Annotated in this window: 26 protein-coding genes and 1 pseudogene; 6 read left to right on the top strand and 21 right to left on the bottom strand. The window is 64.2% G+C overall.

Annotation, left to right across the window (positions count from 1 at the left end; genetic code table 11):
• Window positions 1-68: 68 nt before the first annotated feature.
• The 5 genes from AB7008_RS39720 to AB7008_RS39740 all read right to left on the bottom strand — a co-directional run bounded on the left by AB7008_RS39720 (window position 69) and on the right by AB7008_RS39740 (window position 5,075).
• Window positions 69-1,118: an L-idonate 5-dehydrogenase gene (locus AB7008_RS39720; protein WP_304491245.1), complete on the bottom strand. Its 1,050-nt coding sequence runs from the start codon at window positions 1,116-1,118 to the stop codon at window positions 69-71.
• Window positions 1,115-2,521 (bottom strand): TRAP transporter large permease, encoded by a 1,407-nt coding sequence (locus AB7008_RS39725; protein ID WP_028160738.1) that lies wholly within the window; start codon window positions 2,519-2,521, stop codon window positions 1,115-1,117. Before AB7008_RS39725 ends, AB7008_RS39720 begins: the two co-directional genes overlap by 4 nt.
• 4 nt (window positions 2,522-2,525) lie before the next feature.
• Window positions 2,526-3,104 (bottom strand): TRAP transporter small permease, encoded by a 579-nt coding sequence (locus AB7008_RS39730; RefSeq protein WP_028160739.1) that lies wholly within the window; start codon window positions 3,102-3,104, stop codon window positions 2,526-2,528.
• A 112-nt stretch (window positions 3,105-3,216) separates the two neighbouring features.
• Window positions 3,217-4,176: a sialic acid TRAP transporter substrate-binding protein SiaP gene (locus AB7008_RS39735; protein WP_304494260.1), complete on the bottom strand. Its 960-nt coding sequence runs from the start codon at window positions 4,174-4,176 to the stop codon at window positions 3,217-3,219.
• An 89-nt stretch (window positions 4,177-4,265) separates the two neighbouring features.
• A complete protein-coding gene (locus AB7008_RS39740) occupies window positions 4,266-5,075 on the bottom strand; it encodes a FadR/GntR family transcriptional regulator (RefSeq protein WP_248879711.1) in 810 nt (269 codons plus the stop codon).
• Window positions 5,076-5,221: 146 nt separating this feature from the next.
• Here AB7008_RS39740 and AB7008_RS39745 point away from each other — a divergent pair, with 146 nt between their 5' ends.
• Window positions 5,222-6,706 carry a mannitol dehydrogenase family protein gene (locus AB7008_RS39745; RefSeq protein ID WP_441260569.1) on the top strand — a complete coding sequence of 495 codons (1,485 nt, stop codon included), beginning with the start codon at window positions 5,222-5,224 and terminating at the stop codon, window positions 6,704-6,706.
• A 98-nt stretch (window positions 6,707-6,804) separates the two neighbouring features.
• The gene (locus AB7008_RS39750; RefSeq protein ID WP_014492699.1) at window positions 6,805-7,212 is read left to right on the top strand and encodes a nuclear transport factor 2 family protein; all 408 of its coding nucleotides are present in this window, start codon (window positions 6,805-6,807) and stop codon (window positions 7,210-7,212) included.
• Between the two features lie 24 nt (window positions 7,213-7,236).
• Here the strand turns inward: AB7008_RS39750 and AB7008_RS39755 are convergent, their stop codons facing one another.
• A complete protein-coding gene (locus tag AB7008_RS39755) occupies window positions 7,237-7,992 on the bottom strand; it encodes an HAD family hydrolase (protein WP_441260570.1) in 756 nt (251 codons plus the stop codon).
• A 143-nt stretch (window positions 7,993-8,135) separates the two neighbouring features.
• Between AB7008_RS39755 and AB7008_RS39760 the strand changes: the two genes are divergently transcribed.
• Together AB7008_RS39760 and AB7008_RS39765 are read left to right on the top strand one after the other, a co-directional pair.
• Window positions 8,136-8,984, top strand: coding sequence for an NAD-dependent epimerase/dehydratase family protein (locus AB7008_RS39760; RefSeq protein WP_441260571.1), 849 nt, complete (start codon window positions 8,136-8,138; stop codon window positions 8,982-8,984).
• A 120-nt stretch (window positions 8,985-9,104) separates the two neighbouring features.
• Window positions 9,105-10,373 (top strand): serine hydrolase domain-containing protein, encoded by a 1,269-nt coding sequence (locus AB7008_RS39765; protein ID WP_248879717.1) that lies wholly within the window; start codon window positions 9,105-9,107, stop codon window positions 10,371-10,373.
• A gap of 58 nt (window positions 10,374-10,431) precedes the next feature.
• Here the strand turns inward: AB7008_RS39765 and AB7008_RS39770 are convergent, their stop codons facing one another.
• Together AB7008_RS39770 and AB7008_RS39775 are read right to left on the bottom strand one after the other, a co-directional pair.
• A complete protein-coding gene (locus AB7008_RS39770; RefSeq protein WP_441260572.1) occupies window positions 10,432-11,319 on the bottom strand; it encodes a dienelactone hydrolase family protein in 888 nt (295 codons plus the stop codon).
• A gap of 101 nt (window positions 11,320-11,420) precedes the next feature.
• Window positions 11,421-12,646 (bottom strand): annotated as a pseudogene (locus AB7008_RS39775) (MFS transporter).
• 546 nt (window positions 12,647-13,192) lie between these two features.
• Here AB7008_RS39775 and AB7008_RS39780 point away from each other — a divergent pair.
• Window positions 13,193-13,774 (top strand): MarR family winged helix-turn-helix transcriptional regulator, encoded by a 582-nt coding sequence (locus tag AB7008_RS39780; RefSeq protein WP_028147146.1) that lies wholly within the window; start codon window positions 13,193-13,195, stop codon window positions 13,772-13,774.
• Window positions 13,775-13,788: 14 nt separating this feature from the next.
• Here the strand turns inward: AB7008_RS39780 and AB7008_RS39785 are convergent, their stop codons facing one another.
• Window positions 13,789-14,721 (bottom strand): hypothetical protein, encoded by a 933-nt coding sequence (locus tag AB7008_RS39785; protein ID WP_441260573.1) that lies wholly within the window; start codon window positions 14,719-14,721, stop codon window positions 13,789-13,791.
• Window positions 14,722-15,538: 817 nt separating this feature from the next.
• On the opposite strand from AB7008_RS39785, the gene AB7008_RS39790 reads away from it, so the two are divergent.
• Entirely contained in the window at window positions 15,539-16,309 is a 771-nt protein-coding gene (locus tag AB7008_RS39790) for a response regulator transcription factor (RefSeq protein WP_028147148.1), read from the top strand.
• Window positions 16,310-16,431: 122 nt separating this feature from the next.
• Here the strand turns inward: AB7008_RS39790 and AB7008_RS39795 are convergent, their stop codons facing one another.
• The 12 genes from AB7008_RS39795 to flgK all read right to left on the bottom strand — a co-directional run bounded on the left by AB7008_RS39795 (window position 16,432) and on the right by flgK (window position 25,295).
• A complete protein-coding gene (locus AB7008_RS39795) occupies window positions 16,432-16,890 on the bottom strand; it encodes a hypothetical protein (protein ID WP_014492689.1) in 459 nt (152 codons plus the stop codon).
• Window positions 16,887-17,399: a flagellar biosynthesis protein FlgN gene (locus AB7008_RS39800; RefSeq protein WP_441260574.1), complete on the bottom strand. Its 513-nt coding sequence runs from the start codon at window positions 17,397-17,399 to the stop codon at window positions 16,887-16,889. The genes AB7008_RS39795 and AB7008_RS39800 overlap by 4 nt, the downstream gene beginning before the upstream one ends.
• A gap of 39 nt (window positions 17,400-17,438) precedes the next feature.
• On the bottom strand, window positions 17,439-17,924 hold the full coding sequence (locus AB7008_RS39805; RefSeq protein WP_248879724.1) for a rod-binding protein: 486 nt from the start codon (window positions 17,922-17,924) through the stop codon (window positions 17,439-17,441).
• Window positions 17,921-18,340 carry a hypothetical protein gene (locus AB7008_RS39810; RefSeq protein ID WP_041953511.1) on the bottom strand — a complete coding sequence of 140 codons (420 nt, stop codon included), beginning with the start codon at window positions 18,338-18,340 and terminating at the stop codon, window positions 17,921-17,923. Before AB7008_RS39810 ends, AB7008_RS39805 begins: the two co-directional genes overlap by 4 nt.
• A gap of 5 nt (window positions 18,341-18,345) precedes the next feature.
• Window positions 18,346-19,098, bottom strand: coding sequence for a flagellar biosynthesis protein FliR (gene fliR / locus AB7008_RS39815; protein ID WP_028160752.1), 753 nt, complete (start codon window positions 19,096-19,098; stop codon window positions 18,346-18,348).
• On the bottom strand, window positions 19,095-21,176 hold the full coding sequence (flhA, locus tag AB7008_RS39820; protein WP_028160753.1) for a flagellar biosynthesis protein FlhA: 2,082 nt from the start codon (window positions 21,174-21,176) through the stop codon (window positions 19,095-19,097). Before flhA ends, fliR begins: the two co-directional genes overlap by 4 nt.
• A gap of 76 nt (window positions 21,177-21,252) precedes the next feature.
• The gene (fliQ, locus tag AB7008_RS39825; RefSeq protein ID WP_028160754.1) at window positions 21,253-21,519 is read right to left on the bottom strand and encodes a flagellar biosynthesis protein FliQ; all 267 of its coding nucleotides are present in this window, start codon (window positions 21,517-21,519) and stop codon (window positions 21,253-21,255) included.
• Entirely contained in the window at window positions 21,516-21,935 is a 420-nt protein-coding gene (gene flgD / locus AB7008_RS39830) for a flagellar hook assembly protein FlgD (protein ID WP_304491255.1), read from the bottom strand. The genes fliQ and flgD overlap by 4 nt, the downstream gene beginning before the upstream one ends.
• Window positions 21,936-21,950: 15 nt before the next feature.
• Window positions 21,951-22,370: a flagellar biosynthesis repressor FlbT gene (gene flbT / locus AB7008_RS39835; protein WP_028160756.1), complete on the bottom strand. Its 420-nt coding sequence runs from the start codon at window positions 22,368-22,370 to the stop codon at window positions 21,951-21,953.
• Window positions 22,370-22,714: a flagellar biosynthesis regulator FlaF gene (gene flaF / locus AB7008_RS39840; RefSeq protein WP_028147157.1), complete on the bottom strand. Its 345-nt coding sequence runs from the start codon at window positions 22,712-22,714 to the stop codon at window positions 22,370-22,372. The genes flbT and flaF overlap by 1 nt, the downstream gene beginning before the upstream one ends.
• Window positions 22,715-22,769: 55 nt before the next feature.
• Entirely contained in the window at window positions 22,770-23,816 is a 1,047-nt protein-coding gene (locus tag AB7008_RS39845; RefSeq protein WP_248879726.1) for a flagellar hook-associated family protein, read from the bottom strand.
• Between the two features lie 3 nt (window positions 23,817-23,819).
• Window positions 23,820-25,295 (bottom strand): flagellar hook-associated protein FlgK, encoded by a 1,476-nt coding sequence (gene flgK, locus AB7008_RS39850; RefSeq protein ID WP_248879727.1) that lies wholly within the window; start codon window positions 25,293-25,295, stop codon window positions 23,820-23,822.
• Window positions 25,296-25,320 lie beyond the last annotated feature (25 nt).

The following is a 25,320-nucleotide window of genomic DNA, read 5'->3' on the forward strand; positions in this document are numbered from 1 at the left end:
ATTCTCCTAAGGCGTTTTCGAGCGAAATGGATACCGGTTCGCGCGAAGAAAACGCGTCAAACAAAGGGTCAGTTCGCGGTCAGCACGACCTTGACGCTCTGCGAGCGGTCGAGCGCCAGCCGCAGTGCGTCCGGCGCGGTCGACAGCGGCCGCTCGGCGGTGACCAGCGACAGCACGTCGACGCTGCCGGCGCCGATCAGCTCCACCGCGGTCATGAACTCGAAGCCGAAGCGGAACGAGCCGCGCAGGTCGATCTCCTTGGCCATCACCGCATTCGACGGCGTCGGAATCTGGCCGCCCGGCAGATTGCCGATCTGCACCACAATGCCGCCGCGCCTGACGATGCCGATCGCGCTGGCAAGGCCCGCGGCGGTGCCCGAGACCTCGAACGCGACGTCATAGGGACGCGATGCGGCCTGTGCCTTCAGTCCTTCCTCGCCGGCCGAGACGTTCTCGACATGCGAAGCGCCGAGCCGGGTCGCGAAGGCGAGCGGTGCCGGCGCGATGTCCGCCACCGTGATGTCGGCCATGCCGGCGCGGTGTGCGGCGAGCATGGTCAAAAGCCCGATCGGGCCGGCCCCGAAGATGATGCCGCGCTTGCCCTCGATGTTGCCGGCGCGCGCCACCGCATGCAGGCAGACCGCGAGCGGCTCGGCCAGCGCCGCGGCCTGATAGGAGACGTGGTCGGGGATCTTCACGCACTGCGCGGGGACCGCGTCGAAATAGTTGGCGAAACCGCCCTGCATGTGTGGCGTCTTCGAGGCCGAGCCCATGAAGTAGATGTTCTCGCAGAGATTGGGCCGTCCCTCGCGGCAGGCGACGCAATGGCCGCACCAGCGCGACGGGTTGACGGCGACACGGTCGCCTACCCTGAGGTTCGCTGCGGAACCTGCGATCTCGACGACCTCGCCGGAGATCTCGTGGCCGAGCACCAGCGGCGACTTCACGACGAAATCGCCGGTCCGGGCATGACGGAAATAGTGCATGTCGGAGCCGCAGATGCCGCCGGCGCCGAAGCGGATGCGCACCATGCCATCAGCGAGCCGATCGAGCGGATGCTCGATCATGCGCAGATCTTCGGGGCCGAACAGGGTTGCGGCGAGAGCGGTGGAGGTCATTTGGAGAGTCCCATGTATTTAGGCAGCCAGAGGGTCAGTTCGGGAATGTAGGTGATCGCGATCAGCGCGACCATTAGCGGCACCAGCCAGGGCAGGATCGCGACCGTCGTGCGCTCGACCGAGAGCTTGGCCACGCGGGCGAGCACGAACAGCACCATGCCGAGCGGCGGATGCAACAGGCCGATCATCAGGTTCAGCGTCATGATCAGGCCGAAATGGATCGGATCGATCCCGAGCTTGAGCACGATCGGCAGCAGGATCGGCACCAGGATGGTGATCGCCGCCGTGGTGTCGATGAAGCAGCCGACGAACAGGATCAGGACGTTGGCGAGCGCCAGGAACACCCATTTGTTGTGGGTGATGCTGAGCATCCAGTCCGAGAGCATTTGGGCTGCCTGCGACACCGTCAGCAGCCAGGCGAAGATCGAGGCTGCGGTGACGATGAACAACACCGAGGCCGTGGTCTCGATGGTGTCGAAGGTCGCCTTCGCCACCGTCTTCAAGGTCATGGTGCGGTAGCGGACGAGGCCGAGGAACAGCGACCAGATCACGGCTGCGACCGCGGCCTCCGTCGGCGTGAACCAGCCGAGCGTCATGCCGCCGATCAGGATGACAGGCGCCATCAGCGCCATCACCGCGGAGAAGTCGAAGTACCAGTCGATCGCGAGCAGCGTACCGAGGCCGATGACAACGGCCATGTTGGTCGACATGCCGGCCAGCACCATCAGCCAGATCGCGAGCGGGAAAGCCAGCACGATGGCGATCTCGAGGCCGGCCGAACCGAGCTGCGGCCAGGAGAACGGCGTGTCGCTGCCCCATTTGTTCTTGTGCGCGAAGTAGGTGACGGTGGCCATCATCAGCAGCGTCATGACGATGCCGGGAATGACGCCGCCCAAAAACAGCGCACCGATCGAGACGTTCGCCATCATGCCGTAGATCACGAAAGGCAGCGACGGCGGGATGATGGGCCCGAGCGTGGCCGAAGCCGCGGTGACGCCGACCGAGAATTCGGTGGAATAGCCGTGGTCCTTCATCGCCTTGATTTCGATGGTGCCGAGCCCGGCGGCATCCGCGATCGCGGTGCCGGACATGCCGGAGAAGATCACCGAGCCGATGATGTTGACGTGGCCAAGGCCGCCGCGCATCCAGCCGACCAGCGCAACCGCGAATTTGTAGATGCGGCCGGTGACGCCGGCGATGTTCATGAGATTGCCGGCCAGGATGAAGAACGGCACCGCGAGCAGCGGAAAGCTCTCGACGCCGGCGATCATGCGCTGCGCAAGCGTGACGTCAGGCGTCACGCCGCTGACCAGGATGTAGAGCAGCGACGACGCGGCCATGGCAATCGCCACGGGAACGCCGAGCAGCATCAGGATGAGGAAGCCTCCAAGCAACAGCAGCATAACTTTACCCCTCAAAACCGTCGTAGGCGCCGGGACGTTCGAGGATCGAATAGCCCTGTCGCAAATGTTGGATGGCCACCTGCACCGAGCGCAGGAACATCAGCACGAAGCCCGCGAGCACGGCGTAATAGACGTAGTCCTTGGGCAGATTGATCGTGGTCATCGATTCATCGCCGATGATCTGGATGTAGACCCAGACCAGCTTGATGGCGTAGCCGAAGAAGGCGATCCGGATCAGGTCGATCGCCGTGGACAGCGCCCGCGCCACGATGTGCGGCAGATAGCGGTAGATCAGGTCGACCTGGATGTGCCGTGAAAGCCGTACGCACATCGAGGAGCCGATGAAGACCACGCCGATCAGGCAGTAGGTCGCGATCTCCTCGGTCCAGGCATAGCTGTCGTTGAGGACGTAGCGGGTAAAGAACTGAAGGAAGACGGCCAGCGCCATCACCCAGAAGATCACCAGCGCCACCCAGTCCTCGAAAGCGTAGACGCCGAGATCGACCTTCGGCACCGCCTCTTCCTCGAAGGTGTGGGCGATCTCGTCCCCGGTGATCTGCCGGTGCACTTCGACGGTGGACATGGGGTTACTCCTCAAACGACTTGAACGTCACTCCGGGGCGGCTCGAAGAGCCGAACCCGGAATCTCGAGGTTCCGGGTTCTCGCTTCGCGAGCCCCGGAACGACGGCGCTGGCTATTTCACCGCCTGGATGCGTTCCCAGTCGGCCTTGCGATAGCCAAAGGTCTCGAACGGAACGTTCTTCAGCACGATGTCGCGGAACTCGTTCTTGTCGACCTCGGTCACGGTCAGGCCCTTCTCCTTGAAGAAGGAAACCAGCTTGGCCTCGTTCTGCTTGATCTCATCGGTCGCTTTCGCGGCGGCCTCCTGCGCGACGTCGGTGAAGATCTTCTTGTCCTCGTCGCTGAGCTTCTTCCAGAGCGCGCCCGCCACCACCGTGTTGAGATGGTCGACGATGTGGCCGGTCAGCACGATGTGCTTCTGCACTTCGTAGAACTTCTTGGCCTCGATCGTGGTCAGCGGGTTCTCCTGCGCCTCGACGGTGCCGTTCTGAAGCGCGAGATAGACTTCGGCGAACGCGATCGGCGCGGTGTTGGCGCCGCAGGCGCGCGGCATCGCCAGATAGGCCGGAACGTCGGGCACGCGCATCTTCAGGCCCTTGAGGTCGGCGCAGGTCTTGATCGGCTTGTTCGACGAGGTCTGGCGCACGCCGTAATAGGTCACCGCGACGATGTGGTGGCCGCTCTTGTCCTCATAGCCCTTGGCGAGTTCCTTGAAGATGTCGCTCTTGGTGTAGGCAAGGAGATGGTCGGCGTCGCGGAAGGTGTAGGGATAGTAGGTCACGCCGATCGGCGCGAAGCTCTTGGCCGCGAAGCTCGAGCCGGAGATGATGATGTCGACCGAGCCGAGCGAGAGGCCCTGGTTGATGTCGGCTTCCTTGCCGAGCTGCGACGCCGGATAAACGTCGACCGTATAGCGCCCGTTGGTGCGCTTGCCGATCTCCTGCGCGGCCCAGACCGAGGCGGTGTGGAACGGCTCCGAGGTCTCGTAGACATGGGCCCATTTCAGCTTGGTCTGCGCCATGCCGGGATTGGTCGCCGCGAACATCGCCGCGACCGAAGTCGCCAGCACCATCGTCATCTTCTTCAACACTGACTTATCCTCCACTGACTAAAGTCTGCTTCTTGTTCGCCCGCCCGAAAACCGGGACGAGCCGCCCAATCTCATCGTCGCCGCACGCTGCCGCTTTTGGCCTGCGTCTTCGCGCGTTTTGGTTTTGCCGGTTTCGCCGGCGTGCGCGCGACCCCGCCTTGCTCCGCGGGCGATCCCGTGGCGGCCTCGGCACCAAAGTTCTGCGCAAAGCGCTCCTGCGAGCGCGCCAGATGCTTGCGCATGGCCTCGCGCGCGGCGTCCGGATCATGCGACGCGATCGCGTCACGCACGGCGTAATGCTCGTCGAGCGCAGTGCGCCACGTGCCCGGGCTCTCGAAGTAATGCGCAAGCTGCGCGAAATAGGGATTGAGGCGCTGGTCGAACAACTCGCCGACCACGCGCACCAGCACGGCATTGCCGAGACTGCCGGCGATCGCGACGTGGAAGGCACGGTCGTGCACCATCGAGGCCTCGCCGGGATGCTCGACATTCTCCATCGCGACAAGCGACGCATCGATGCGGGCGATATCGTCCTTGGTCGCCACGCGCGCCGCCTGCTCGGCGATCGCGCTTTCCAGGAATTCACGGGCGCGGAGAAGCTCGAACGGACCTTCGATGCCGGCGGCTGGCGGTGTGGGCGCGGCGTCCGCGGGGTCGATCACATAGATGCCTGAGCCGACGCGGATGCGGACGCGGCCCTCGACCTCGAGCGCGATCAGGGCTTCGCGCACCGTCGGCCGCGAGATCCTGAGCTGCTCGGCGAGCTCGCGCTCGGTCGGCAAGCGGCTGCCGACCGCGTACTCGCCGCTGTCGATCAGGCTTCGCAATTGATCGGCGACCTGGCGGTAAAGCCGTCTCGCCTCCACAGCTTCCAGCGGCACGCTGGCCTCCCCGAAAGGGTCTCGCCGGGAAGCATCGCGTCCCGGCGGCCCGCCAATTTTGGAAAATTGGTCTTACCAATTGACCGGAGCATTGACCGAGGACGGGCGCCATGTCAAGCAGCGGCCAAACACAGGGAGAGACGACCATGCGCCATAATTCAACGCGTCTTGGCCGCGCCAATCTCGACCGGCTGCCGTCCGCCATCCGCCGCCCGGCCTATGACCGTTCGCGCGTTACGCCCGGCATCGTGCATTTGGGCCTGGGCGCCTTTCATCGCGCGCACCAAGCCGTCGTCATCGACGACTGCCTTGCCGCAGGCGGCTCGTCCTGGGGCATCGTCGGCGCGAGCCTGCGCAGCCCGGACACGCGCGACGCCCTCGCCCCGCAGGATCATTTCTACACTGTCGCCGTACGTGCCGCCGAGGGCACCGAACACCGCGTCATCGGTGCACTGCTCGACAGCGTCGTCGCGCGCGAGAAGCCGGCAGCACTGGTCGATCGGATGGCCGATCCCGCCATTCGCATCGTCTCGCTGACGGTCACCGAGAAGGGCTATTGCCACACGCCGCAAACCGGCGATCTCGACGAGCGGCATCCGGATGTCGTGCACGATCTCAACAATCTTGACGCGCCGCGCTCGGCGCCCGGCTTCATCGTCGCCGCACTGGCCCGCCGGCGGGCGCAGGGGCTTGCGCCCTTCACCGTGCTCTGCTGCGACAACCTCGCCGCCAACGGCCACACCGTGCAGCGGATCGTGACGCAGTTCGCCGCGCTTCGCTCGAAGGACCTCGGCAAATGGATCGCCGATAGTACCGCCTTCCCGTCGACGATGGTCGACCGCATCGTGCCAGAGACGACGGACGCCGACCGGGATGCGGTCTCGAACGCGCTCGGCATGCGCGACGCCTGGCCTGTGATGACCGAGCCGTTCACGCAATGGGTGGTCGAGGACCGCTTCACGGCGGGGCGGCCCGATTTCGCCGCCGCCGGCGTCGAGCTCGTCGCCGACGTCAAGCCGTTCGAGCTGATGAAGCTGCGGCTGCTCAACGCCAGCCATTCGGCGCTGGCCTATCTCGGCTATCTCGCGGGCTACGAGACCATCGCCGACACCATGCTGGACCCGCATTTCGCCCGTCTCGCCGCGCAGGTGATGGAAGAGGCCGCGGTGACGCTGACGATGCCTGTTGGCACCGATCTCGCCGCCTATCGCGCCTCGCTGCTCAAGCGCTTCGCCAACCCGGCGCTGCATCACCGTACCTGGCAGATCGCGATGGACGGCTCGCAAAAGCTTCCGCAGCGCCTGCTCGGCGCGATGCAGGATCGCCTGCGCAAAGATCTGCCGATCGCGACGCATGCGCTCGCGGTGGCCGGCTGGATGCGTTACGTCACCGCACGCGACGAGCAGGGCCGCGCCATCGACGTTCGCGATCCGCTCGCCGCCGAGTTCGCCGCGCTGGCGCGCGAGATGGGTCCCGTCGCCGAACGGCTCGCGCCCGCGTTGCTCGGAGTCGAGAAAGTGTTCGGACCGCTGGGCACCGAACCGCGCCTGCGCGAGGCCGTGACCACGGCGCTCGGCCGTCTTTATAAGGACGGTGCGCGGCGGGCAGTGGAGGCACTTGTCTCGGCGTGACCACAAAGCAGGCAATGCTGCACTGCGGTCCAGGTCGAACGCAAAGTCGGACGGAAGTCGCGCTTGATTTTTGCCTGCCATTGCCCCACCCGAGAGGCATGGCAAAGGACAATAAGGTCATCGCCGCGAACGCGGCCTTCTACGCCGCCTTTTCAACGGGCGACTTCGACGAAATGGAGCGGATGTGGGCGGATGACGACGCCATTTCCTGCATCCATCCCGGCTGGCCGGCCATCATCGGCCGGGCCACGGTGATCGGCAGCTGGCGCGACATCCTGCAAAATCCGGAGCGGCCGCAGATCGTTTGCGCCGAACCGCAGGCGATCGTCGACGGCGACAGCGCGCGCGTGCTCTGCATCGAGATCGTCGACGGTACCGCTTTGGCCGCTGCCAACCATTTTCGGCGCGTCGGCGACGGCTGGCGGCTGGTGCACCATCAGTCGAGCCCAATCGCGCAGATTGTCGAGCAGGCTGAAGACGATAGAACGAGCCACCGCGTCCACTGACCGCGGCGGGCGGGCCGGCGCCTTCTACTGTGCATGGGGTTGTTTTTCAGTTTTTTGTTTTGAGCCCGCGAGTTCCGACAAATCGTCCAGCACGACCTGCGCCGCACTGAAATCATCGTCCCGAAAGTACATGCTCCTGGTGATGAGCACCGGAATGTTCGCCCGCGAGGCCGCGATCAGGCCGTTGCGGGAATCCTCGATCGCGACGCAGTCGGCTGCGCCCAGCTTCAGCCGCGCCAGGGTTTCCAGATAGACATCCGGCGCCGGCTTCTTGTGGCGGACATCGTCGCCGGCGACGACCGCATCAAAATCCGCCGCCCAGCGCGTTCCCAGCGCCTGCGACAGCAGCGCATCGATATTGCCGTGCGAGGTGGTGGTTGCGATCGCAAGCCGCTGGCCGCGGGCCTTCGCGGCCGTGAGGAGTTGCGTTACGCCGGGCCTCAAGGGACAGCAGCCGGTTTCGATCAGCTCGGCGTAATGCGCGGTCTTGATGCGGTGAAGGGCTGCGATATCGGCATCCGGCAATGGCGCCGCGGCCTGCAGCCTCGCGTGAAAGGCGCGCATGCGCTCCTTGCCGCCCGTCACCCGCAGCAGCTCCTTGTAGACGGCCCGGTCCCACTGCCAGTCGAGACCGTGGCGAACAAAGGCGTGGTTGAAGGCCTGCCGATGCAGCTCCTCGGTCTCGGCCAGCGTACCGTCGACATCGAAGATCAGCGCGGCGGCACGCCCGATCAACTCCCCGGCACCGCATGGCACTGCGGCCGGCGCTTCTGCCTGCATGACCGATGCCTCCCTCCTGACGAGCGAGCATCGCCTGGCCTGGCGGCCGAGTAAAATTGCAATATCTTTTGCCGGACCCAAAAATCCCTTATGAGCGAACGGCGCGCGGCTCGCGCGAGCGGGAACTCCAGCACGGCAGACGCATGCGGCTCTTCATCCTCGGCCTCGGCTACAGTGTCCGGCATTTCGTCAGACAATTCGGCGGCGCCTTCTCGCATATCGCCGGCACCGTGCGCGATCCCGGCAAGCGAAACGACCTTGCCGGCATCGAGGTGCACGCCTTTTCCGGCAGCAGTCCGGCCCGCGAGGTGCTCGAGCGAGTCCGCGACGCCGACGTCCTTCTCATATCGATCCCGCCCGGCAGCGCGGGCGACCCCGCAATTGCGGCCCTTGGCGACACGCTCGCGGGCCGGCGGCGGAAAATCGTCTATCTCTCCACCATCGGCGTCTATGGCGATCACGCAGGCCGCTGGGTGGACGAGAGCACGCCGCCGCAGGCCACCCTCGACCGCACGCGAACGCGCGTTGCGGCGGAGCAAGCCTGGACCGCCGCGGCGCGCGGCGATGTCGCGATCCTGCGGCTTGCGGGCATTTACGGTCCCGGCCGCAACGCGCTGATGACCTTGCGGGCGGGGACGGCCCGGCGCATCATCAAGCCGGGGCAAGTGTTCAACCGCATCCACGCCGACGACATCGCGAGCGCGATCATGGCCGCAGTGAAGCACAGTGACGGCGGCACCTGGAACGTCTGCGACGACGAGCCGGCGCCGCCGCAGGATGTGATCGCTTATGCGGCGAAACTGATGGACCTTGCGCCACCTCCCGAAGAGCCGTTCGAGACTGCCGAGATGTCGGCGATGGCCCGCAGCTTCTATGCCAGCAGTGCCCGGGTCTCCAACGCGAAATTGAAGCACGAGCTCGGTATCACGCTTGCCCATCCAACCTATCGGCATGGCCTGGATGCGCTGTGGCGCGCGGGGCAAGGACGATAGGTTCGGTCATCTCCGACGCGTCCCAGACATGCCCGGCCCGCGGTTGACTTCGCTCACGCGCGGCCGTGATCTAGCCGCTCGGCGAGCCACCGCAGAACGAGCTCGCCTTGGGAGGATGCAATGAACAAGACGATCGCCATGATCGCGGCGGCGGCTGCCGTCATCACGTTCGGTGCGGCGCGCGCCGCACCACTGCCCGAAGCCAAGCCTGATGACGCCGGTTTTTCGAAGCAGGGTCTCGCGCGGCTCGACAGCTTCTTCGCCCGCGAGATCGCCGCCAAGCGCGTCCCCGGTGCCGTCGTCGCGGTGGCACGGGACGGCAAGCTCGTGCACTACAAGGCTTACGGCATGCTCGATCCCGACAAGGGCACGCCGATGCCGGTCGATGCGATCTTCGCGCTGGCCTCGATGACCAAGCCGATGGCGGCGGTCGCGGGCCTGACGCTGATGGAGCAGGGACGGCTGCCGCTCCAGGCCAAGCTGTCCGACTACTATCCCGGCTTTGCCAACATGAAGGTCGGCGCGACCGAGGCCAACGGCTCGCTCACGCTCGAACCGCAGGCGTCCGCGATCTTCATCCACGATCTCTACCGGCATACGTCCGGATTGATGTATGGCGGCCGCCCCGACTCATCGAGCCCGGTGGCGCGGCAATACCCCGATGGTGTCGCCCCGGCGGTGGAAGGCGACACTGAGGCCTTCATCAACCGCATCACAAAACTGCCGTTGGCGCATCAGCCCTCGACCGAGTTCGAGTACGGCTTCTCGATCGACGTGCTCGGTGCCGTCGTCGAGAAGGTCAGCGAGCAGAGGCTCGGCGACTATCTCGCCGCCAATGTGTGGCAGCCGCTCGGCATGAAGGACGCGACCTTCCACCCGACCGACGCGCAGCGCCCTCGCCTCGCCCGCCCGTTCGCCAACGATCCGCTGACCGGCAAGCCGCAAGCCATCAAGCTGCTGGACACCCCGACCAGGTTCGACTGCGGCGGTGCCTGCTCGTTCGCGACGATGGGCGATTACATCCGCTTCGGCCAGATGCTGCTCAACGGCGGCGAGCTCGACGGCCAGCGCATTCTTTCCCCGAAGACCGTGCATCACATGACGACCAACCACCTCGGTCCCGAGATCAAGAACAATGTGGCGAACATCGAGCCGCATCGCGCCGGCTTCGGCTTTGGTCTCGCTGTCGCGGTCCGGACCAGCGAGGGGCTGTCGTCGGTTCCCGGCAATCCCGGCGAGTTCAGCTGGAATGGCGCCTACGGGACGCAGTTCTTCTGCGATCCCAAGGAGCGTCTCGTCGTGGTGGTGGGAACGGCGGCGCCGGGCGAGCTCAGGAAATACTATCGCGAGCAGGTGCAGGACATCGTCTATGGCGCGATGGTGAAGTAAGACCGGCGCGCTGGAATAGAAAGGGCGGCCGCTCAGGCCGCCCTTTGCGAATCTGGCGTCAGCTCAACACGCCGTACTTCTTGAACCAGGCCTGGGCCTGTTTCCAGGCGTCTTCCGCCGCATCCTTGCGATAGCTGCCGCGATAGTCGGCATGGAAGCCGTGCGGCGCCTGCGGATAGATCTTGAATTCGGCGATCTTCTTGTCCTGCTCGAGCACCGCCTTGAACTGCTCGACCTGGGCCACGGGAATGCCGGTATCGGCGCCGCCATAGAGGCCGAGCACCGGCGCCTTCATCTCGGGGGCGAGCTGAAGCGGGCTCTTCGGCCACACCGGATTGGCGGGATCGACCGGCGCACCGTAGAACGCGACACCAGCCTTGAGGGTGCCACTGTGGGCGGCGTATTCCCAGACATTGCGGCCACCCCGGCAGAAGCCGATGATGCCGAGCTTCGTGGTGTCGCCGCCTTGCGATCCCGCCCACGCCACCGTCGCATCGAGATCGGACAGCAGTTCGGCGTCCGGCTTGGCATTGACGACCGGCAGCAGATCCTTGATGTCGGTGACCTTGGTGAGATCGACACCCTTGCGGAAGTAATAGTCGGGCGCGACCGCGAGTGCGCCGAGCTTGGCGAGGCGCCGTGTCACATCCTTGATGTATTCGTGCAGGCCGAAAATCTCCATCGCCACGATGATGACCGGCGCCTTGGTGTTGCCGGCCGGGCGCGCGAAATAGGCGGGCATCTCTTCGGACCCGACCTTGATCCTGGCGTCGCCGGCCTGGAGGCCGCCGGTATCTGTCGTGATGATTTCGGCACGGACCGGACCGGCCGCAAGCGTGTAGCCGGCAGCGACGGCCGCGGTAGCGCTCATGAATCCGCGGCGCGAGACCGGCGCGACTTTCGTCAGCCCGACGACGTCGGACGTCATGGTGGTTTCGAAGCTCATCGGTCGATCCTTCCTGATGCTTGGCCCTGATTCCTCAGGCGGCGCATTCGCCGATAATTGCCGGCGAAACGCAAATCACCAGCCTGCGAGCATGTCCCCGTTCAGGCCAGGCCCTGACGTTTTTTCACCGGCGCCGTTTCGGGCATCAGGCTCATTGCGACAAGTCCGACGATCGCCGCAAGCAGGAGGTACCAGGCCGGTGCCAGCGGATTGCCGGTGACGTGGAGGAGCCAGGTGACCACGAGCTGCGCCGTACCTCCGAAGCTCGCGATCGCCACCGCGTAGACGGTCGCGAACACGCCTCCGCGGATGTTCTGGGGCAGCGCTTCGGTGAAGGTCGCATAGAACGCGGTGAACGGCAGCGAGCCGATGATCGATAGCAAGCCGAAGCCGATCAGGAGTGACAGCGCGCCCGGTGCATGGACGATCCACAGGAAGGTCGGATAGGTGAGCAGGAGGGTTGCGAGCTGCGGCCAGATCATGATCGGCTTGCGGCCGAGACGATCGGCGAGCCATCCGCCGACCAGTGCACCGACGAACTGAATGCCGTTGCTGACGAGCGACACGGCGAAAGCCAGTGTCGACGACACGTGCAGGGTATTCTGCGCATAGGTCGTCATGTATTGCGTGACATAGGTCGAGATCGTGCCGCTGGCCAGGATCATCAAGGCCAGCGCGATGATGCCGAGGTGACGCCGGGCTTGCGAGAGGTGACCCGTGCGCTCTTTCGCTGCGACACCGGCATCGGCATGCGGAATCGTCTCGGGCAGTGTCCGCCGCATCCAGAGCCCGAACGGCAGGCAGACCGCCCCAATCAGAAACGCCACCCGCCAGCCGTAGGAGTCCAGCATCTCCGGCGCCATGGTCGCGCTCAGGATGACGCCGACCAGCGCGCCGGCGGTCGCCGCGATCTCCTGGCTCGCCGGCTGCCATGCCACGACCAGCGCCCGATGCTCGGGCGGGGCAATCTCGAGGAGATAGGCGGTCGTCGGTCCGACCTCGCCGCCGAGGCGAAGCCCTGCGCCATGCGCGCCGCAATCACGATGATGGGCGCGGCAACGCCGATCATGCGATAGGACGGCGTGAGCGCGATGGTCAGGATCGCAGCTCCCATCAACGCAAAGCTCAGCAGCATGGCGGGCCGCCGGCCGATCCGGTCGGAATAGATGCCGAGCACGATCCCGCCGATCGGCCGCGTCACGAAGCCGGCCCCGAACGTCGCCAGCGACAGCATCAGGCTGCCGTACTCGCTTCCGGTCGGGAAGAAGGTATGGCCGATCTGGATGGCGAAGAAGCTGTAGGTGATGAAGTCGTAGAATTCGAGCATGTTGCCGATGGTGGCTGCGAATGCTGCTCGTTTGACGTTGAACGGCGCCGCTTGTTCAATTCCCGACGACACTTTGACTTCCCTGGATTCGCCCGTTTGCCGGACTTAACCGTCTGGCTGCATTGCGTCGCAACATCCATTAACCGAAAGAGAGGGTTCTCTCCCGGCCAGCCACATCGCCAGGCGTTGCCCGTGATGCGCCCTTTTGCGTATTCGCAACTCCAGGCCGCAACAAATGGGCTCCGCAGTGGCGACTATGACACATCATGTTGCTCAGGCGTCGCACATCACCGTCAATTCACGTGCAAGCTGTCGTGATTTGACTGAAATTTTCAGAAGAGTTGAGCCGTGCGATTTACTCGAACTTTCTGTGTGACGCTCTAGTTCCACGGCCGGAAGTTCCATCTGCACAACGGATGCAACTTCCCGAGCGCGGTCCCTCCATCCGGCAACGGACGAGGAATCGCCCGAGAACTTCATTCTCGTCCACCCAGATTGCGCTACCAAAGGCTCAATTGAATAAAGCTTGTCCGACCCGGAACTGAAATGATTTTAGCTCGCGAAGCGATTGAATTGTTGGGACAGATGGCCCGCATCCTGTGGTTCGAAGGCACCAAGCATGGCTTACGCGACCGCGAATGGATGGCCCTGCGCTTTCTCTCGCGCGCCAACCGTTTCTCGCGGACGCCCTCGGCGCTTGCGAGCTACGTCGGCACCACACGCGGCACCGCCTCTTTCATCATCGGCGAACTCGAGCGGCTCGGATATCTGGAGCGAAAGCGCTCCGCAACGGACAAGCGATCGGTGACGCTGAGCGTGACGCAGCAGGGCAAGAAGTTCCTGGTGCGCGACCCCATCAGCGTTCTCCTCGAGCCGATCGCCGTCCTCGACGACGAGGCCAAGATCCGCTTTCGCGACACGCTCCGGCACGTGCTCGATCAGGCTGACGCGGCCGAGCAGCGGCACCATACCGACGTCTGCAAGCGATGCATCTTCCTGCGCGAGGATCGCACCGCCACGGACGGCAAGCCCGGCGCCGCCGAGTTCAGCTGCCGCCTGTTTCGCGCGCCGATCGCGGAGGCGGAGATCGATCTGTTATGCACCAGCTTCGAGCATCATCGCCAATAGGAGGCGGCCCTCGATCACGGCGTCGCCTTGCGTGACGAGTAGATGACGCCGCCGCTGGACTCCACGACCAGACGACCGTTCTCGTTCTTGATCTCTTCGATGCGGCCAAGCCCGGGTACCTGCTGGCCAAGCACGGCCTCGATGACGCCGTTCGGACCTTGCAGGATCGCAATCCCCTCATAGGCCTGGCGGACCGACCAGCCCTTGACCACCTTGCGCGGCGCCGACGGAGGAACCGAACCCGTGATCTCGGGCGCGGCAACCGAGGCCATCATCGGCATCGCCTGCGAGGGCGGCTGCGAGGCAACGGCCGCCGGTGCCGGCGCCTGGGCCTGAGCCTGGGCGAGCTTGTCCAGCTTCACCGTCGAGGACGAGCTCACCCGCTCGATACGGTCCAGATTCTCGGCGAACCTGCCGAAGCGATCGTTGGTCGCCTTGCTCGACTGATCGACCGCAGTACGCAGGCCGTCGAGATTTTCGGACACGCCCGACACCTGCTTGCGCAGCAGCGTGACAGTCTCGCGCAGATTCCTGATCTCCGTATTGGCGGCAACGTTGCTTTGGGCCGGCTGCGTGGTGAGATAGGCGATCACGCCGGTGCAGGCGCAGACCACCAGGATCGCAGCCACCGCCAATGTTGCGAGCGGCGCGACCCATGTCGGACGCGGCGGCGGTGGCTTGGCCACGATCACGGCCGGCTTGATCACGGTCGGCGCAGGCTTCGGTATCGCCATCTTGTCGAGGCGCGCCTTGGCGCGAATACGCTTCAGCCCCTCGAGCGCCTCTTTCGCCAGAGTCTCGTCGTTCGCCGCAGCCGACACACGCCTTGCGCTTGCAGCGGGCTTGGCCGTCTGTGCCGTGTTTGTATCGCGCGCATCCGGAGCCGGCTTCGCCGCCGCGGAAACATCAGCGGTCGCGTTGGGACGAGCTTGTCCATCGGACAACATGTGAAAATGCTCCGTTCGGTTCGATCTATCGAACGGTGAAGTTATTTGCCGAAGCTTGCCTGAAACGTGCGCAGCGAAAACTTTTCATCGCGCCCGATGCGACGTCGCATGAGTCAAAAGCGTCATGGACGTGGCGAGAGTGCGACTCGAAAGACACACACTCGCCAAGATTTCGCCAAGCTGGAGTCGCCGCGCCATACATGAGTCGAATTGTCGCATGGGGAAACACCGGCAGGAGAGTCAATCCCGGGTTGAAAACCCCATTGGGCGCATGACCCGCAGCACCGCACAAAATAGCTGTGATTACGCGGGGATGCGGAACTTTAGAAACGCTACGGTGCAAAACTAGTTCGGTTATCAAATCAACTGATGCGATCGAACATACAAAGAAACAACCGGAAACGAATCAACAGCATCAAACACGCATAGCAACCGCTTTGTTGCGCGCGCTTGATCGGAAATCGGCAATTGTTACGGTCCTACTCAAGTGATTCTCGCCAGTTGGCGAGGAGATCGACACGGTTCAGGTGCGTTCGGACGCAATCGGCAAGTTGGCGCAACTGTTCTAGGTCTGTCTCAATCCGCTCCGCGAGGTGATCCGTAAGACACCCGCCGGGCCTCACGCAGTAAGCGTTCAGTATTGAGTCGAAGTAGCAGGCCTGCACACGCAGGCACTGAATGCGTAGGGCTGCCCGCGAATATCGAAACCATAACAACGGTTCGCGGGATGGAAATATCGTCAAACAGCATGGTTGCCGAGCCGGGCATCACAACAACCATCCGGCCGCAACAAGTGCGAAACAGGGGCGAAAGACTAATGTATATTATCGTTGATGATCGCGAGAGCGTCACGAACAGCTACGTTGGAGGGCTCGTTCGCGAAGGTGTATCGTCGATCGGCTTCTCCTCCGGAGAATTCTGGGACTGGCTGCAATCTGCGAGTGAACCGGATCTGGCGGCGGTCGACGCCTTTCTCCTCGGGGACTGCGATGCCCGCGGAAGCCTGCCGCGTGCGATGCGCAAGCGCTCCTCGGCGCCCATCATCGCCATGAGCGGCCAGAAAATGCTCAAGAACACGCTTGAGCTGTTCGAATCGGGCGTCGACGACGTGGTCCACGTGCCGATTCACCTGCGCGAGATCCTTGCCCGAACGGCCGCAATCGCGCGCCGCCGGGTGGGCGAGCTACCGAGGCCCTGCGAGACCAGGATCCAGGTCTTCTTCAACGGACGTGACCCCGAGATCGCGGGCCACGCTCTCACCCTGCCCCGCCGCGAGCTGCGCATTCTCGAATATATGGTCAGCAACCACGGAAAGTGGATCACCAAGACGCAGATCTTCAACGCGGTCTACGGCATCTTCGAGTCGACCTTCGACGAGAGCGTGATCGAGAGCCACGTCAGCAAGCTGCGCAAGAAACTCCGCGACCGCCTCGGCTTCGACGCGATCGTGGCCCGGCGCTACGTCGGATACCGCCTCAACATCCCTGCCGGCGAGACCATCGACGTGCCGATGCAGGAACTCGACGAGGTCGGCATCCTCCTGAACAGGGCACATGCCGCCCCGGCGGCGTACCCGGCCGGAAACTGACGCGGCAGGGCACCGCCACCAAGACGACAACGGCCTCTGCGAAGTACCCTTCGCAGAGGCCGTTGCACTTTCAGCGGCAGGGATGGCGGAACAGCGGCCTCGCGATGCCGGCGCCGCGACAGCTACGGCTTCTGCTGGAATTCTTCCTTCGAAACGTAGTTGAAGTCCTCGACCAGGACGTCCTGGACGACGTCGGCCTGCATCCGCTCGTTGACGCGCTGCTTGATGGCCGTCGTGAGGATGGAAAGGTCGTAACGGGCGAGCTTCCTGAAATCGAGGCGGTCGTCGGCATAGATTCTGCGGAAGGCCTCGTCGACGACGAACGGCTCCGGTGGGACGTTGAGCTGGTGCATGATCCGCGCCTCAACGGTGTAGACGAAGCGCGCCACGATGTAGCCCTGCACGCTGCCGCCCTCCACCATTGGCACGCTCAGCGCCCGCGTCTTCTGGTATTGAAGGCCGTCGAGATATTCGTCCTTCGCCGGCAGCAGGCTGCCGTTTTCCTTCCAATAAGCCACGGCATAGCTCGTGCCCGCGGTGAGGATGCATACCCAGAGCCCGGCCAGCACGAGTCTGATCATTTTCCGTCCTGTGCTGTGCGGCCGGTATAGGTGCCGTCCGACTCGGCTTCCTTGATCGCCTTGACGATGATGGCCGCGACCTCGCGCACCGCATCGTAATGCATTTCGAGGATGGAACGGTTTCGCTCGAGCTTCTCGCGCAACCGCTGGATCTCCTCGGCGATCTCGACCTCGTTGCCGAGATGCATCCGTGCCCGCATCAAGCGGACGAATTCGAGCATGCTCCGGCTCTTCCGGGCACTGAAGTCGTCGAAATCGATCTTCTTGCCCGTCGAGAGCGCGACCGTCTCCTCTTCGACGATGTTCTCGAGCCGGCGGATCGCAGACAGCAGGCCACGCACCTCGTCCGATCTCGCCGCGTCGGTGCCGTCATTCACCACGTCACTGCCGAGAGTCGGCAGCAACGCAGGCAAGAACGCATCGCCTTCTGCCGCTTCCAGCGTCATCGCCTCGGCGTCCACGACCGGCTGCTCCACCACCAGGACCGCCGCACCTTCTTGTGCTTGCATAGGAAATTCACCCCTCAACTTCTGTCACCCATTCCCGGATCATGATCCGCTCTTTTCCGTAACGCCGGGCCCCGTCGGTTGCGCAGCGGCGAGTTGCTTGGCAATGCCAATGCCCTTGCCCTTTGCCAGCTGAGCACCAAGCTGCTCCGCCAGCATCGACTTCCAGACGCCGCCGGCCGTGCCCTTGCCGAAGACTTCCTCCGACTCCTTCGGCAGCATCGTCTCGACGAAGGTCTGGAGAATGAACGCCTCGAACTTCCGGTACACCTCACCGGATGCGGGCGCCTTGATCACCCGCACCGGCGGCCCGTTCACCGCACCCGACTGCTGCGCTTCGACAGCCTGCGCCGCGGATTGATCGGCAGTCGCCGCCTTGGCCTTGCCGACCTCCGCGTCCATCGTGGCGGCGAAATCGGCGTCCGACGATTTCAGCGCATCGAGCTTCGCGGTCGCCGCCCGCTGCGTCACGGGGTCGGCGGCATCGAGGACATCGAGAACGAGGTCGGGCGTCGCTGTCACGATCATGTCTTGTTCCGGCTGGCTGGCCGTGGCGTCCAGTCGCGCACGGCGGGGCTTATTCCCGTCATCTCTTCGAGCGCGCGCGCCTCAGCGTCGCGAAGCTTGTCTGCGAGCGCGGCCTTCGCGACCTGCTCGAGCTGTTTCACACGGCGGGTCTCCGCGCGGACCTGGTCGAGCTGCTGCGACGCCTGCGCCTGGACCGCGCGCGCACCGGCGCTCGTCCTGTTGAGGCGCCGCGCGATCGATGCGCTCGACGACCCCGCCGGCGGCTTGCCCTCGTTGAGGGTTCCTACCAGCCATTCCTGCTCATCCTGCAAGCTTCGCTCCTGCTGCCGCAGATGCGCGAGCTGCCATTCGGACAGCCGGAGCTGAAGCTTCACGAGCGAGACCATCCGGCCGAGCTTGTCCGCGCGCGACGTCATGACCATCACTCCGCCAGCCACGACGAGACGCCGAGCATGAATTGCGTCAAGAGCTCGTCGCTGGTGAGGTAGAGCAGCAGGAAGCCGCCGAACAGCACGAAGGGCACCGAGATGAAATAGACCGGGATCGCCGGCGTCAGCTTGTTGATCAGGCCGACCGCGAGATTGACGATGACCGAATAGACGATGAAGGGGCTGGTGATCCGCAGCGTCAGCACGAACGCCTCGGACAGGCGGCTGACGAGCTGGTCGAGCGCCATGCTACCGCCGATCCTGTTGCCTGGCTGCCAGACGTCGTAGGAGTTCATCAGCCCGCGCAGGACCTGCCAGTGCTGGTCGGTCATGAAGAACAATGTGGTGACGGCTGCCATGATCAGCGGCACCAGGGCCGGCGCCGGATCGGTGTCGCCGACCGGCGTTCCCGGGATGTTGCTCAGCCCGATCGCGCTCGCCATCACGGTCGCCATGGTCTGCAGCGCGAGGAAGAACACCCGCCCGCCGAGCCCGATGATGCTGCCGACCACGAGCTCGGAGCAGATCAGGAGCGCAAGCGTCAGCGGCGCGGCGTTGTCGGTGAGAGGTTTCAGGACCGAGATCAGGATCGGCGTCAGCGCAAACGTCGTGACGAGCGCGACGAACAGGCGGACCTGGGCCGGAACGTTGACGCTGGAATAGCCGGGCACGAGCATCAGGCAGGCGCCGATGCGGCAGAACACGATGAACGTGACCAGCACGCTGTCGGCCAGGCCGCTGATCACGATATGGCTCCCAGCGCCCTGATCTCGGCACTGCGCGCGACCTCGACATGCGACAGGACCGGCAAGGTCGGGAACACCCGCTCCAAGATCATCCGGACATAGGGGCGGGCTTCCGGGGTGACCGCCAGAACCACGCTGGTGCCGTTCTCGGTGAATTTGCGGATCGCGGCGCTGGCTTCGGTTGCGAACTGCTCGATCAGGCGAGGATCGGCGTCGAATTCGAAGACTTCGCCCTTGGCGTCGCGCTTCAGGCTCTGGTGGAACGCAAGGTCCCAGCGGTTGCCGAGGCGGACGACGTTCAGCACACCGTTGTCGGAAAGGTCGCCGCAGATCTGCTGGGCAAGCCGGGTCCGCACATGCTCCGCGACCTGCTCGGAGCGCCGCACATGGGGTGCGATCTCGGCAATGGCCTCCAGGATCAAATGGAGATTGCGGATCGACACGCGCTCGGCCAGCAGGATCTTCAGGATCGCCAGCAGGCCCGAATAGGAGATCTGCGACGGGCAGAGATCCTCGACCAGGCGCTTGTATTCGGGATCGAGACGGTCGAGCAGCCCGCGCATGTCCTTGTAGGACAGCAGCTGCGCGAGATTTGCCCTGAGCACTTCGCTCAAGTGCGTAAGCAGCACCGACAGGTTGTCGACCGGTTTGCAGCCCTGACGCTTGACCTCGTCGGTGAACGCCTCCGTCACCCACAGCGCCTTCATGCCGAAAGCGGGTTCGATCACCTCCTCGCCGGGCACGTCGGGCTTGCCGTCCTTGTCGACGAGCACCAGCACCTCGCCGAGCCGCAGCTCGCCATGGGCGATACGCGTGTCGTGGATCCGGAACTGGTATCCCTTGGGATCGATCGACAGATTGTCGCTGAGCTTGATCTCCGGAATGACGAAACCGTATTGCTTGGCAAACTTCTTGCGGAGCTTGCTGACCCGGTGCCCAAGCTCGGTGCGCGCGCCCAGCATATGGACCGACAGATGGCCGCCGAGCGACACCTCGATCTCTGCGGTCTTGAGCGATTCCTTGACGGATTCCTTGGCATCGGCGTGGGCCCGCTCGTCGGCCTTGCGCGCCTCCTCTTTCCGCTCCCGCGCCGCCTGCCGCCTCGGCAGCGAATAGCCGACGAAGGCCATGACGCCGCCGAGCAGGAAGAAGGGTGCCATCGGCAGCCCCGGCATCAGGGCGAGCACGAACATCATCAACGCGGCAGCCGACACCGCGCGCGGGTAGCCGCTGAGCTGGCGCAGCACGGCCTGCTCAGCCGAGCCCCTGGTGCCGCCCTTCGAGACCAGCAGGCCCGCCGATAGCGACACGATGAGAGCCGGCATTTGCGATACCAGACCGTCGCCGACGGAGAGTTTCGTGTAGACGTCGGCGGCGCGTGCCAGCGTCAGCCCGTGATGCGTCACGCCGATGATGATGCCGCCGAAGATGTTGATCGCGGTGATGATCAGGCCGGCGATTGCGTCGCCGCGGACGAATTTCGAAGCACCGTCCATTGCACCGAAGAACGCGCTCTCCTCTTCGAGCTCGCGGCGCCGGCGCTGGGCCTCCTTGTCGTCGATGAGGCCCGCGGAGAGGTCGGCGTCGATCGCCATCTGCTTGCCCGGGATGGCGTCCAGGGTGAAGCGGGCACCGACTTCGGCGATACGCGTTGCGCCCTTGGTGATCACGACGAAATTCACCGTCACCAGGATCGCGAAGATGATCAGGCCGATGACGAAGTCGCCGCCCATGACGAACTTCGAGAAGCCGGCAACGACGTGACCCGCGGCTTGTTCGCCCTCCCCGCCCCGCGACAGGATCAGACGAGTGGTCGCGACGTTGAGCGCCAGCCGCAGGATCGTCGCGATCAGCAGCACGGTCGGGAAGGCGGAGAAATCGAGCGGCCGCTGGATCCACAGCGCGACCATCAGGATCAGCGCGGACAGCGCGATCGAGAAGGCGAGGCCGAGGTCGATCAGGATCGGCGGTATGGGCAGGAACAGGATCGTGAGCATGGCCACGATACCGCCCGCGAAAAAGGCGTCGGCCCCAAATCGTCGCGGGGTCGGCAGGCTAGCAGCTAATGTATCGGCCATGGGTCACCGGCAGAGGGTCCGCCCCGCAATCTGCCGTGCAAAGCTTACGCGAGGGTGGTGGCCGGGCTCTCGCGGATCAGAAGCCGTGCTCGATCCGCGAATAGACCATCTCGGTGAAGGTGGAGAGATGGGCGCCGATGAAGGAGCCGGAAACGGCAACGACCAGGAGGATGACGATGATCTTCGGCACGAAGGTCAGCGTCACCTCCTGGATCTGGGTCAGCGCCTGGATCAGCGCAATGGCGGTGCCGACAAGCATCGCGGCGCCGACGGCGGGGCCGGAGGCGACGATGATGGTCCAGATCGCCGCCTGGACGATGTCGAGGGCGTCCCGCTCGTTCATGACTGGCTGATCGTAAGGCCGGGCCCGACCGCGACCTTCGTGCCGTTCTCGAGGGTCGCGATGGAGCCGTCGCTGTTGATGGAGATCGAAACGACCTTGCCGCTGAAGTTCGCGCCGGTCGCGTCGGTGAAGCTGACGGTCTTTCCGATCAGCCCGTTGGCCTGCGACAGCGACTGCGACGACAGCAGCGCATCCAGCTTCGAATTGGTCTGCATGGCCTGCTCGACCGTCGAAAGCTGGGCGAACTGGCTCATGTATTGCGAGGTATCCATCGGATTGGTCGGATCCTGGTTCTTCATCTCGGCGACGAGGAGCTGAAGAAAGGTATTGTAGTCTACGGTGTTGCTCGCCGTGTTCTGCGTGGAACTGGTCGCATTGGACTTGCTGGTGCTGTCGGTCGCGCTGTTGACGTTCATGTTGCCTCTCCGCTGTCAGGCAGCCTGGAATGGGATCTCGGTGGCGACGCCGGCCAGGCCGGCCAGGATTGCGTCCTCCACCGGGAACAGCGCCCGGATCCGCTTGAGCGCCTCGAAATAGCGGGTCGTACGGACCAGCTCGTGGATCGCGGCGAGCCCGTCGAGCATCTCGCGGCTCTCGCAAACCGCGAGCAGGGCCGCATGATGCTCCTCGTAGAGCGCGACTGCGGCGCCGATATCCGTCGGGTTCATCAGCATGAGCTGGACGATGAAATAGAGCTGCCGCATCGCCGTAGTGGCGTCGGAAGCCTGCATGATCTGCCCTTCGAGCAGGAACATCACGTCGTTGACGAGCTCGACGGAGACCTTGCGGTCCACGCGCAGCACAGCGCCATTGACGTAGATCCGCTCGCCCGCCCGCAAGGATATTTTCATCAGAGGGCGTCTCGGATCAGGCGGTTGATTTCGATGAGCTGCATCACGTCGTTCGACTTCTCCTCGCGAAGCCGATCGGCTTCCTTGACGACCCACAGGCCGATCGAGATGATGTCGGCGCGCAGCTTTTCCGGGAGTGCGTTCTCCGGATGGGCGAGATCCTCGATGAAGATCGTCCACAGCCGCCGCACGTAGAGCAGGCTCTCGACCAGATCCTCGAAACTGAAGCGCCCGCCCTGGACCCGCTCAAGCCGGTCGATGCCGAGACTGAGCGCCTGCCGCTCGCGGCCCCGCGCCTCATAGCCGCTATCGTCGACAACCGCTTCATAGGCTTCAAACGTCATTAGAACCACTCTGCGCAGGAGACCGAATAACAAGACAAAGGTTGCAGACCCAGACTCAGAGATAGTTGATGAGGCTGATCTGCTGGAGCTGCGACGTCAGCGCCAACGCCGTCTTGATCTGGGTCTGCAGCGTGTTGACCCGGACCGAGGCCTCCGTCGGGTCGACCGCCTCCAGACCGACGATCTGATTGTTCAGAATGTCCTGCTGCGCCTTGAGCTTTTCGGTGGCGCCGGTGACCCGCTGCTGGACTGTGCCCATGCTGCCGCCGAGCGTAGCGAGGTCATTGATGGCGTTACCGACGAGGCCGATGGCCTTGTCCACGACGACCTGGAACGTGTCCTGGCTCAGCTTCGCGTTCCCGAGATCCGCCATCATGGTGTAGGCCTCGGCGAGCCTGCGGAAGCCGATCTGGTTGGCACTAACGGACGTGTCGGCGATCTCGGTCGTGGAGATACGGCTTTGCATGGTCTGGTCGGTGGCCGTTGACCAATTGGTGTTCCAGGCCGGGCTCGCGAACTCGGCATCGAAGGTGGTGTCGAGGAAGGTCTGCATTTGGGCCGGGGTAATGGTGCCCACGCTGGCCGAGGATTGCGAGAAGCCGAAGGTCGCAAGGAAATCGGCGTCGACCTGGTTCTTGCTGGCCGAGCCCGCGGTGTAAGCCGTGACCGGTTGGTTCTGCGTGTTGATGCCGGAGAACAGATACGAGCCGTTATAGGAGACGTTCAGCGCGCCGATCAGGTCCTGGAGATTGGAGGACGCAGGCGGCAGGATGATCCGCCCGCCGCCGTCGGTGCTGCGGGCCGCGATCAGGTCCTTGAGGAAAGAGGTTGCGGTCGTGCCGAGCTGGGTGATCCGGTTCTGCGTCGTGTCCAGGCGCCCCGAGACGAGCCCGTTGGTATCGACGAGTTGATCGGCGAAGCTCAGGTCCGCCCGCAGGGTGACGTCGCTTCCCGTCGTGGCACCAAGCTCGAGGCCGACATCGGCGAAGCGGCCGGTGGTGGCTTCCTTCGAAGCCTTGGTCAGCGCGGCCTGATTGTTCGTGATCGAGGACCTCAACGACGAAGACAGCATCAGGGTCGAGATGTAGTTGGCGCTCATCATGACTTAATTCCCCACGGCGGCCAGCAGGCTCTGCAACATTTGGTCGACGGTCGAGATGATCTTCGACGACGCCGAATAGGTACGTTCGACCTGAAGCATCAAGGACATCTCGTCGTCCATGTTGACGCCGCTGACATTCGACAGCGCCGCGGTGCTGCGGTCGAGCAGCGTGTTCTGGTAGGTGGCGTTGTCGTCAGCGGCCTTGCGCTGGTTTTCGATCCAGCTCGTCGACGACGCCGCGAAGTCGATCAAGCTGCCGGTCGGCTTGCCTTGCGTGGTTGCATCGAACGGCTGCGACGCATCCATGTTGCCGATGAGCTGCTGCAACCTGGTCGAGTAGCCGGCATTGCCGGTGGTGTTGTATCTGTAGGCGACGTTGCCGCTGATCGCGCCATCACGCAGCAGGTTCGGATTGCCGCCCTGGGCCGGGTCGACCGACGCGGCAACGCTGATCGAGCCGGCCAGGCCAACCGAGACGGTCGCGCTTGCGGGCATCGCAGGTGAGCCGGGATAGGTGAAGAGGCCCGGCCGGTCGGGCAGCGCGGCGCCGGACTGGTCGACCTCCTTGAAGGCCTCGACCAGGCCGCGCGCGACCTCGTCGAGCTGGCTCTGATACGTGACCGTGGCGTTGTCGCGCAACTGAGCGAGGCCAGCAAGCTTGCCGGTCTTGATCGGCATCACGGAATTGGCGCCGGTAACCGGAACGCCGTCGATAAAGACAGCATTGCCGGTGGTCCCGGGCGTATAGATGTTGGTCGCCGCGAAGCTGACCGAGCGCGCCGTCTTGTCGAACAGCACGACGCCGCTGTCGGTGTAGAGCGCCGCGTCGCCGTTGGCGCGCAGCGTCATCGAGACGCCGACCTCCTGCGACATCTTCGAGACGATGTTGTCGCGCTGGTCGAGATAGTCGGTGACGTCGTCACCGGCGATCGTCCCCTTCACGATCGCGGTGTTGACCTTATCGAACTGGCTCAGGAGCTGATTGATATTGGCGACCGAAGTCGCCATGTCGGCATCCGCTCCCTCACGTACCGTCTGCACGGTCTTGGTGGCCTGGTTGAGCGAGGTCGCCATGTCCTTGGCGGACGTGACCGCCGCCTGCGCCAGCGTGGTGTTGTCCGGAGCGTTGGCATATTGCTGGAGCGCCTGCTTCAGCTTGTTGAGCTGGGCAGCCGGCGACTGCCCAAGTTCGGGATCGTCCACAGTCGAGGCCGATATCTTCTGAAGACCGTCCAGGATCGCATTCTGCTTGGCGGACCCAGATGTCGCGATCAGGACGTTATTATAGAGACCCGAGCTGGCGGCGCGCTGGATCGCCGCCACATAGACGCCGGCCCCGGGGAGATTGTCCAGCACGGCGATCTTGCGCGAATAGCCGGTGGCGGTGGCACCGGCTATGTTGCGCGAGATCGTCGAAGACTGGATGCCCGACGCCATGAGCGACGCACGAGCGGAGTCGAGAGCGGCGGTAAGGGACATGATTTGCTCTTGCCCGGAATGAGCG

It is taken from the genome of Bradyrhizobium sp. 521_C7_N1_3 (assembly GCF_052075975.1).
GTDB classification, from domain to species: domain Bacteria; phylum Pseudomonadota; class Alphaproteobacteria; order Rhizobiales; family Xanthobacteraceae; genus Bradyrhizobium; species Bradyrhizobium japonicum.

Bases quoted from the DNA above. Each gene is read 5' to 3' on its own strand.
- flgK (WP_248879727.1), bottom strand. From the start codon at position 25,295: ATGTCCCTTACCGCCGCTCTCGACTCCGCTCGTGCGTCGCTCATGGCG.
- AB7008_RS39755 (WP_441260570.1), bottom strand. From the start codon at position 7,992: ATGCAGGCAGAAGCGCCGGCCGCAGTGCCATGCGGTGCCGGGGAGTTG.
- AB7008_RS39845 (WP_248879726.1), bottom strand. From the start codon at position 23,816: ATGATGAGCGCCAACTACATCTCGACCCTGATGCTGTCTTCGTCGTTG.
- AB7008_RS39800 (WP_441260574.1), bottom strand. From the start codon at position 17,399: ATGCAAGCACAAGAAGGTGCGGCGGTCCTGGTGGTGGAGCAGCCGGTC.
- flhA (WP_028160753.1), bottom strand. From the start codon at position 21,176: ATGGCCGATACATTAGCTGCTAGCCTGCCGACCCCGCGACGATTTGGG.
- AB7008_RS39805 (WP_248879724.1), bottom strand. From the start codon at position 17,924: ATGATCGTGACAGCGACGCCCGACCTCGTTCTCGATGTCCTCGATGCC.
- AB7008_RS39730 (WP_028160739.1), bottom strand. From the start codon at position 3,104: ATGTCCACCGTCGAAGTGCACCGGCAGATCACCGGGGACGAGATCGCC.
- AB7008_RS39770 (WP_441260572.1), bottom strand. From the start codon at position 11,319: ATGAGCTTCGAAACCACCATGACGTCCGACGTCGTCGGGCTGACGAAA.
- AB7008_RS39790 (WP_028147148.1), top strand. From the start codon at position 15,539: ATGTATATTATCGTTGATGATCGCGAGAGCGTCACGAACAGCTACGTT.
- AB7008_RS39735 (WP_304494260.1), bottom strand. From the start codon at position 4,176: ATGGTGCTGGCGACTTCGGTCGCGGCGATGTTCGCGGCGACCAATCCC.
- AB7008_RS39760 (WP_441260571.1), top strand. From the start codon at position 8,136: ATGCGGCTCTTCATCCTCGGCCTCGGCTACAGTGTCCGGCATTTCGTC.
- AB7008_RS39810 (WP_041953511.1), bottom strand. From the start codon at position 18,340: ATGACGTCGCGCGCGGACAAGCTCGGCCGGATGGTCTCGCTCGTGAAG.
- AB7008_RS39745 (WP_441260569.1), top strand. From the start codon at position 5,222: ATGCGCCATAATTCAACGCGTCTTGGCCGCGCCAATCTCGACCGGCTG.
- flgD (WP_304491255.1), bottom strand. From the start codon at position 21,935: ATGAACGTCAACAGCGCGACCGACAGCACCAGCAAGTCCAATGCGACC.
- AB7008_RS39785 (WP_441260573.1), bottom strand. From the start codon at position 14,721: ATGTTGTCCGATGGACAAGCTCGTCCCAACGCGACCGCTGATGTTTCC.
- flbT (WP_028160756.1), bottom strand. From the start codon at position 22,370: ATGAAAATATCCTTGCGGGCGGGCGAGCGGATCTACGTCAATGGCGCT.
- flaF (WP_028147157.1), bottom strand. From the start codon at position 22,714: ATGACGTTTGAAGCCTATGAAGCGGTTGTCGACGATAGCGGCTATGAG.
- AB7008_RS39750 (WP_014492699.1), top strand. From the start codon at position 6,805: ATGGCAAAGGACAATAAGGTCATCGCCGCGAACGCGGCCTTCTACGCC.
- AB7008_RS39725 (WP_028160738.1), bottom strand. From the start codon at position 2,521: ATGCTGCTGTTGCTTGGAGGCTTCCTCATCCTGATGCTGCTCGGCGTT.
- fliQ (WP_028160754.1), bottom strand. From the start codon at position 21,519: ATGAACGAGCGGGACGCCCTCGACATCGTCCAGGCGGCGATCTGGACC.
- AB7008_RS39780 (WP_028147146.1), top strand. From the start codon at position 13,193: ATGATTTTAGCTCGCGAAGCGATTGAATTGTTGGGACAGATGGCCCGC.
- AB7008_RS39765 (WP_248879717.1), top strand. From the start codon at position 9,105: ATGAACAAGACGATCGCCATGATCGCGGCGGCGGCTGCCGTCATCACG.
- AB7008_RS39795 (WP_014492689.1), bottom strand. From the start codon at position 16,890: ATGATCAGACTCGTGCTGGCCGGGCTCTGGGTATGCATCCTCACCGCG.
- AB7008_RS39720 (WP_304491245.1), bottom strand. From the start codon at position 1,118: ATGACCTCCACCGCTCTCGCCGCAACCCTGTTCGGCCCCGAAGATCTG.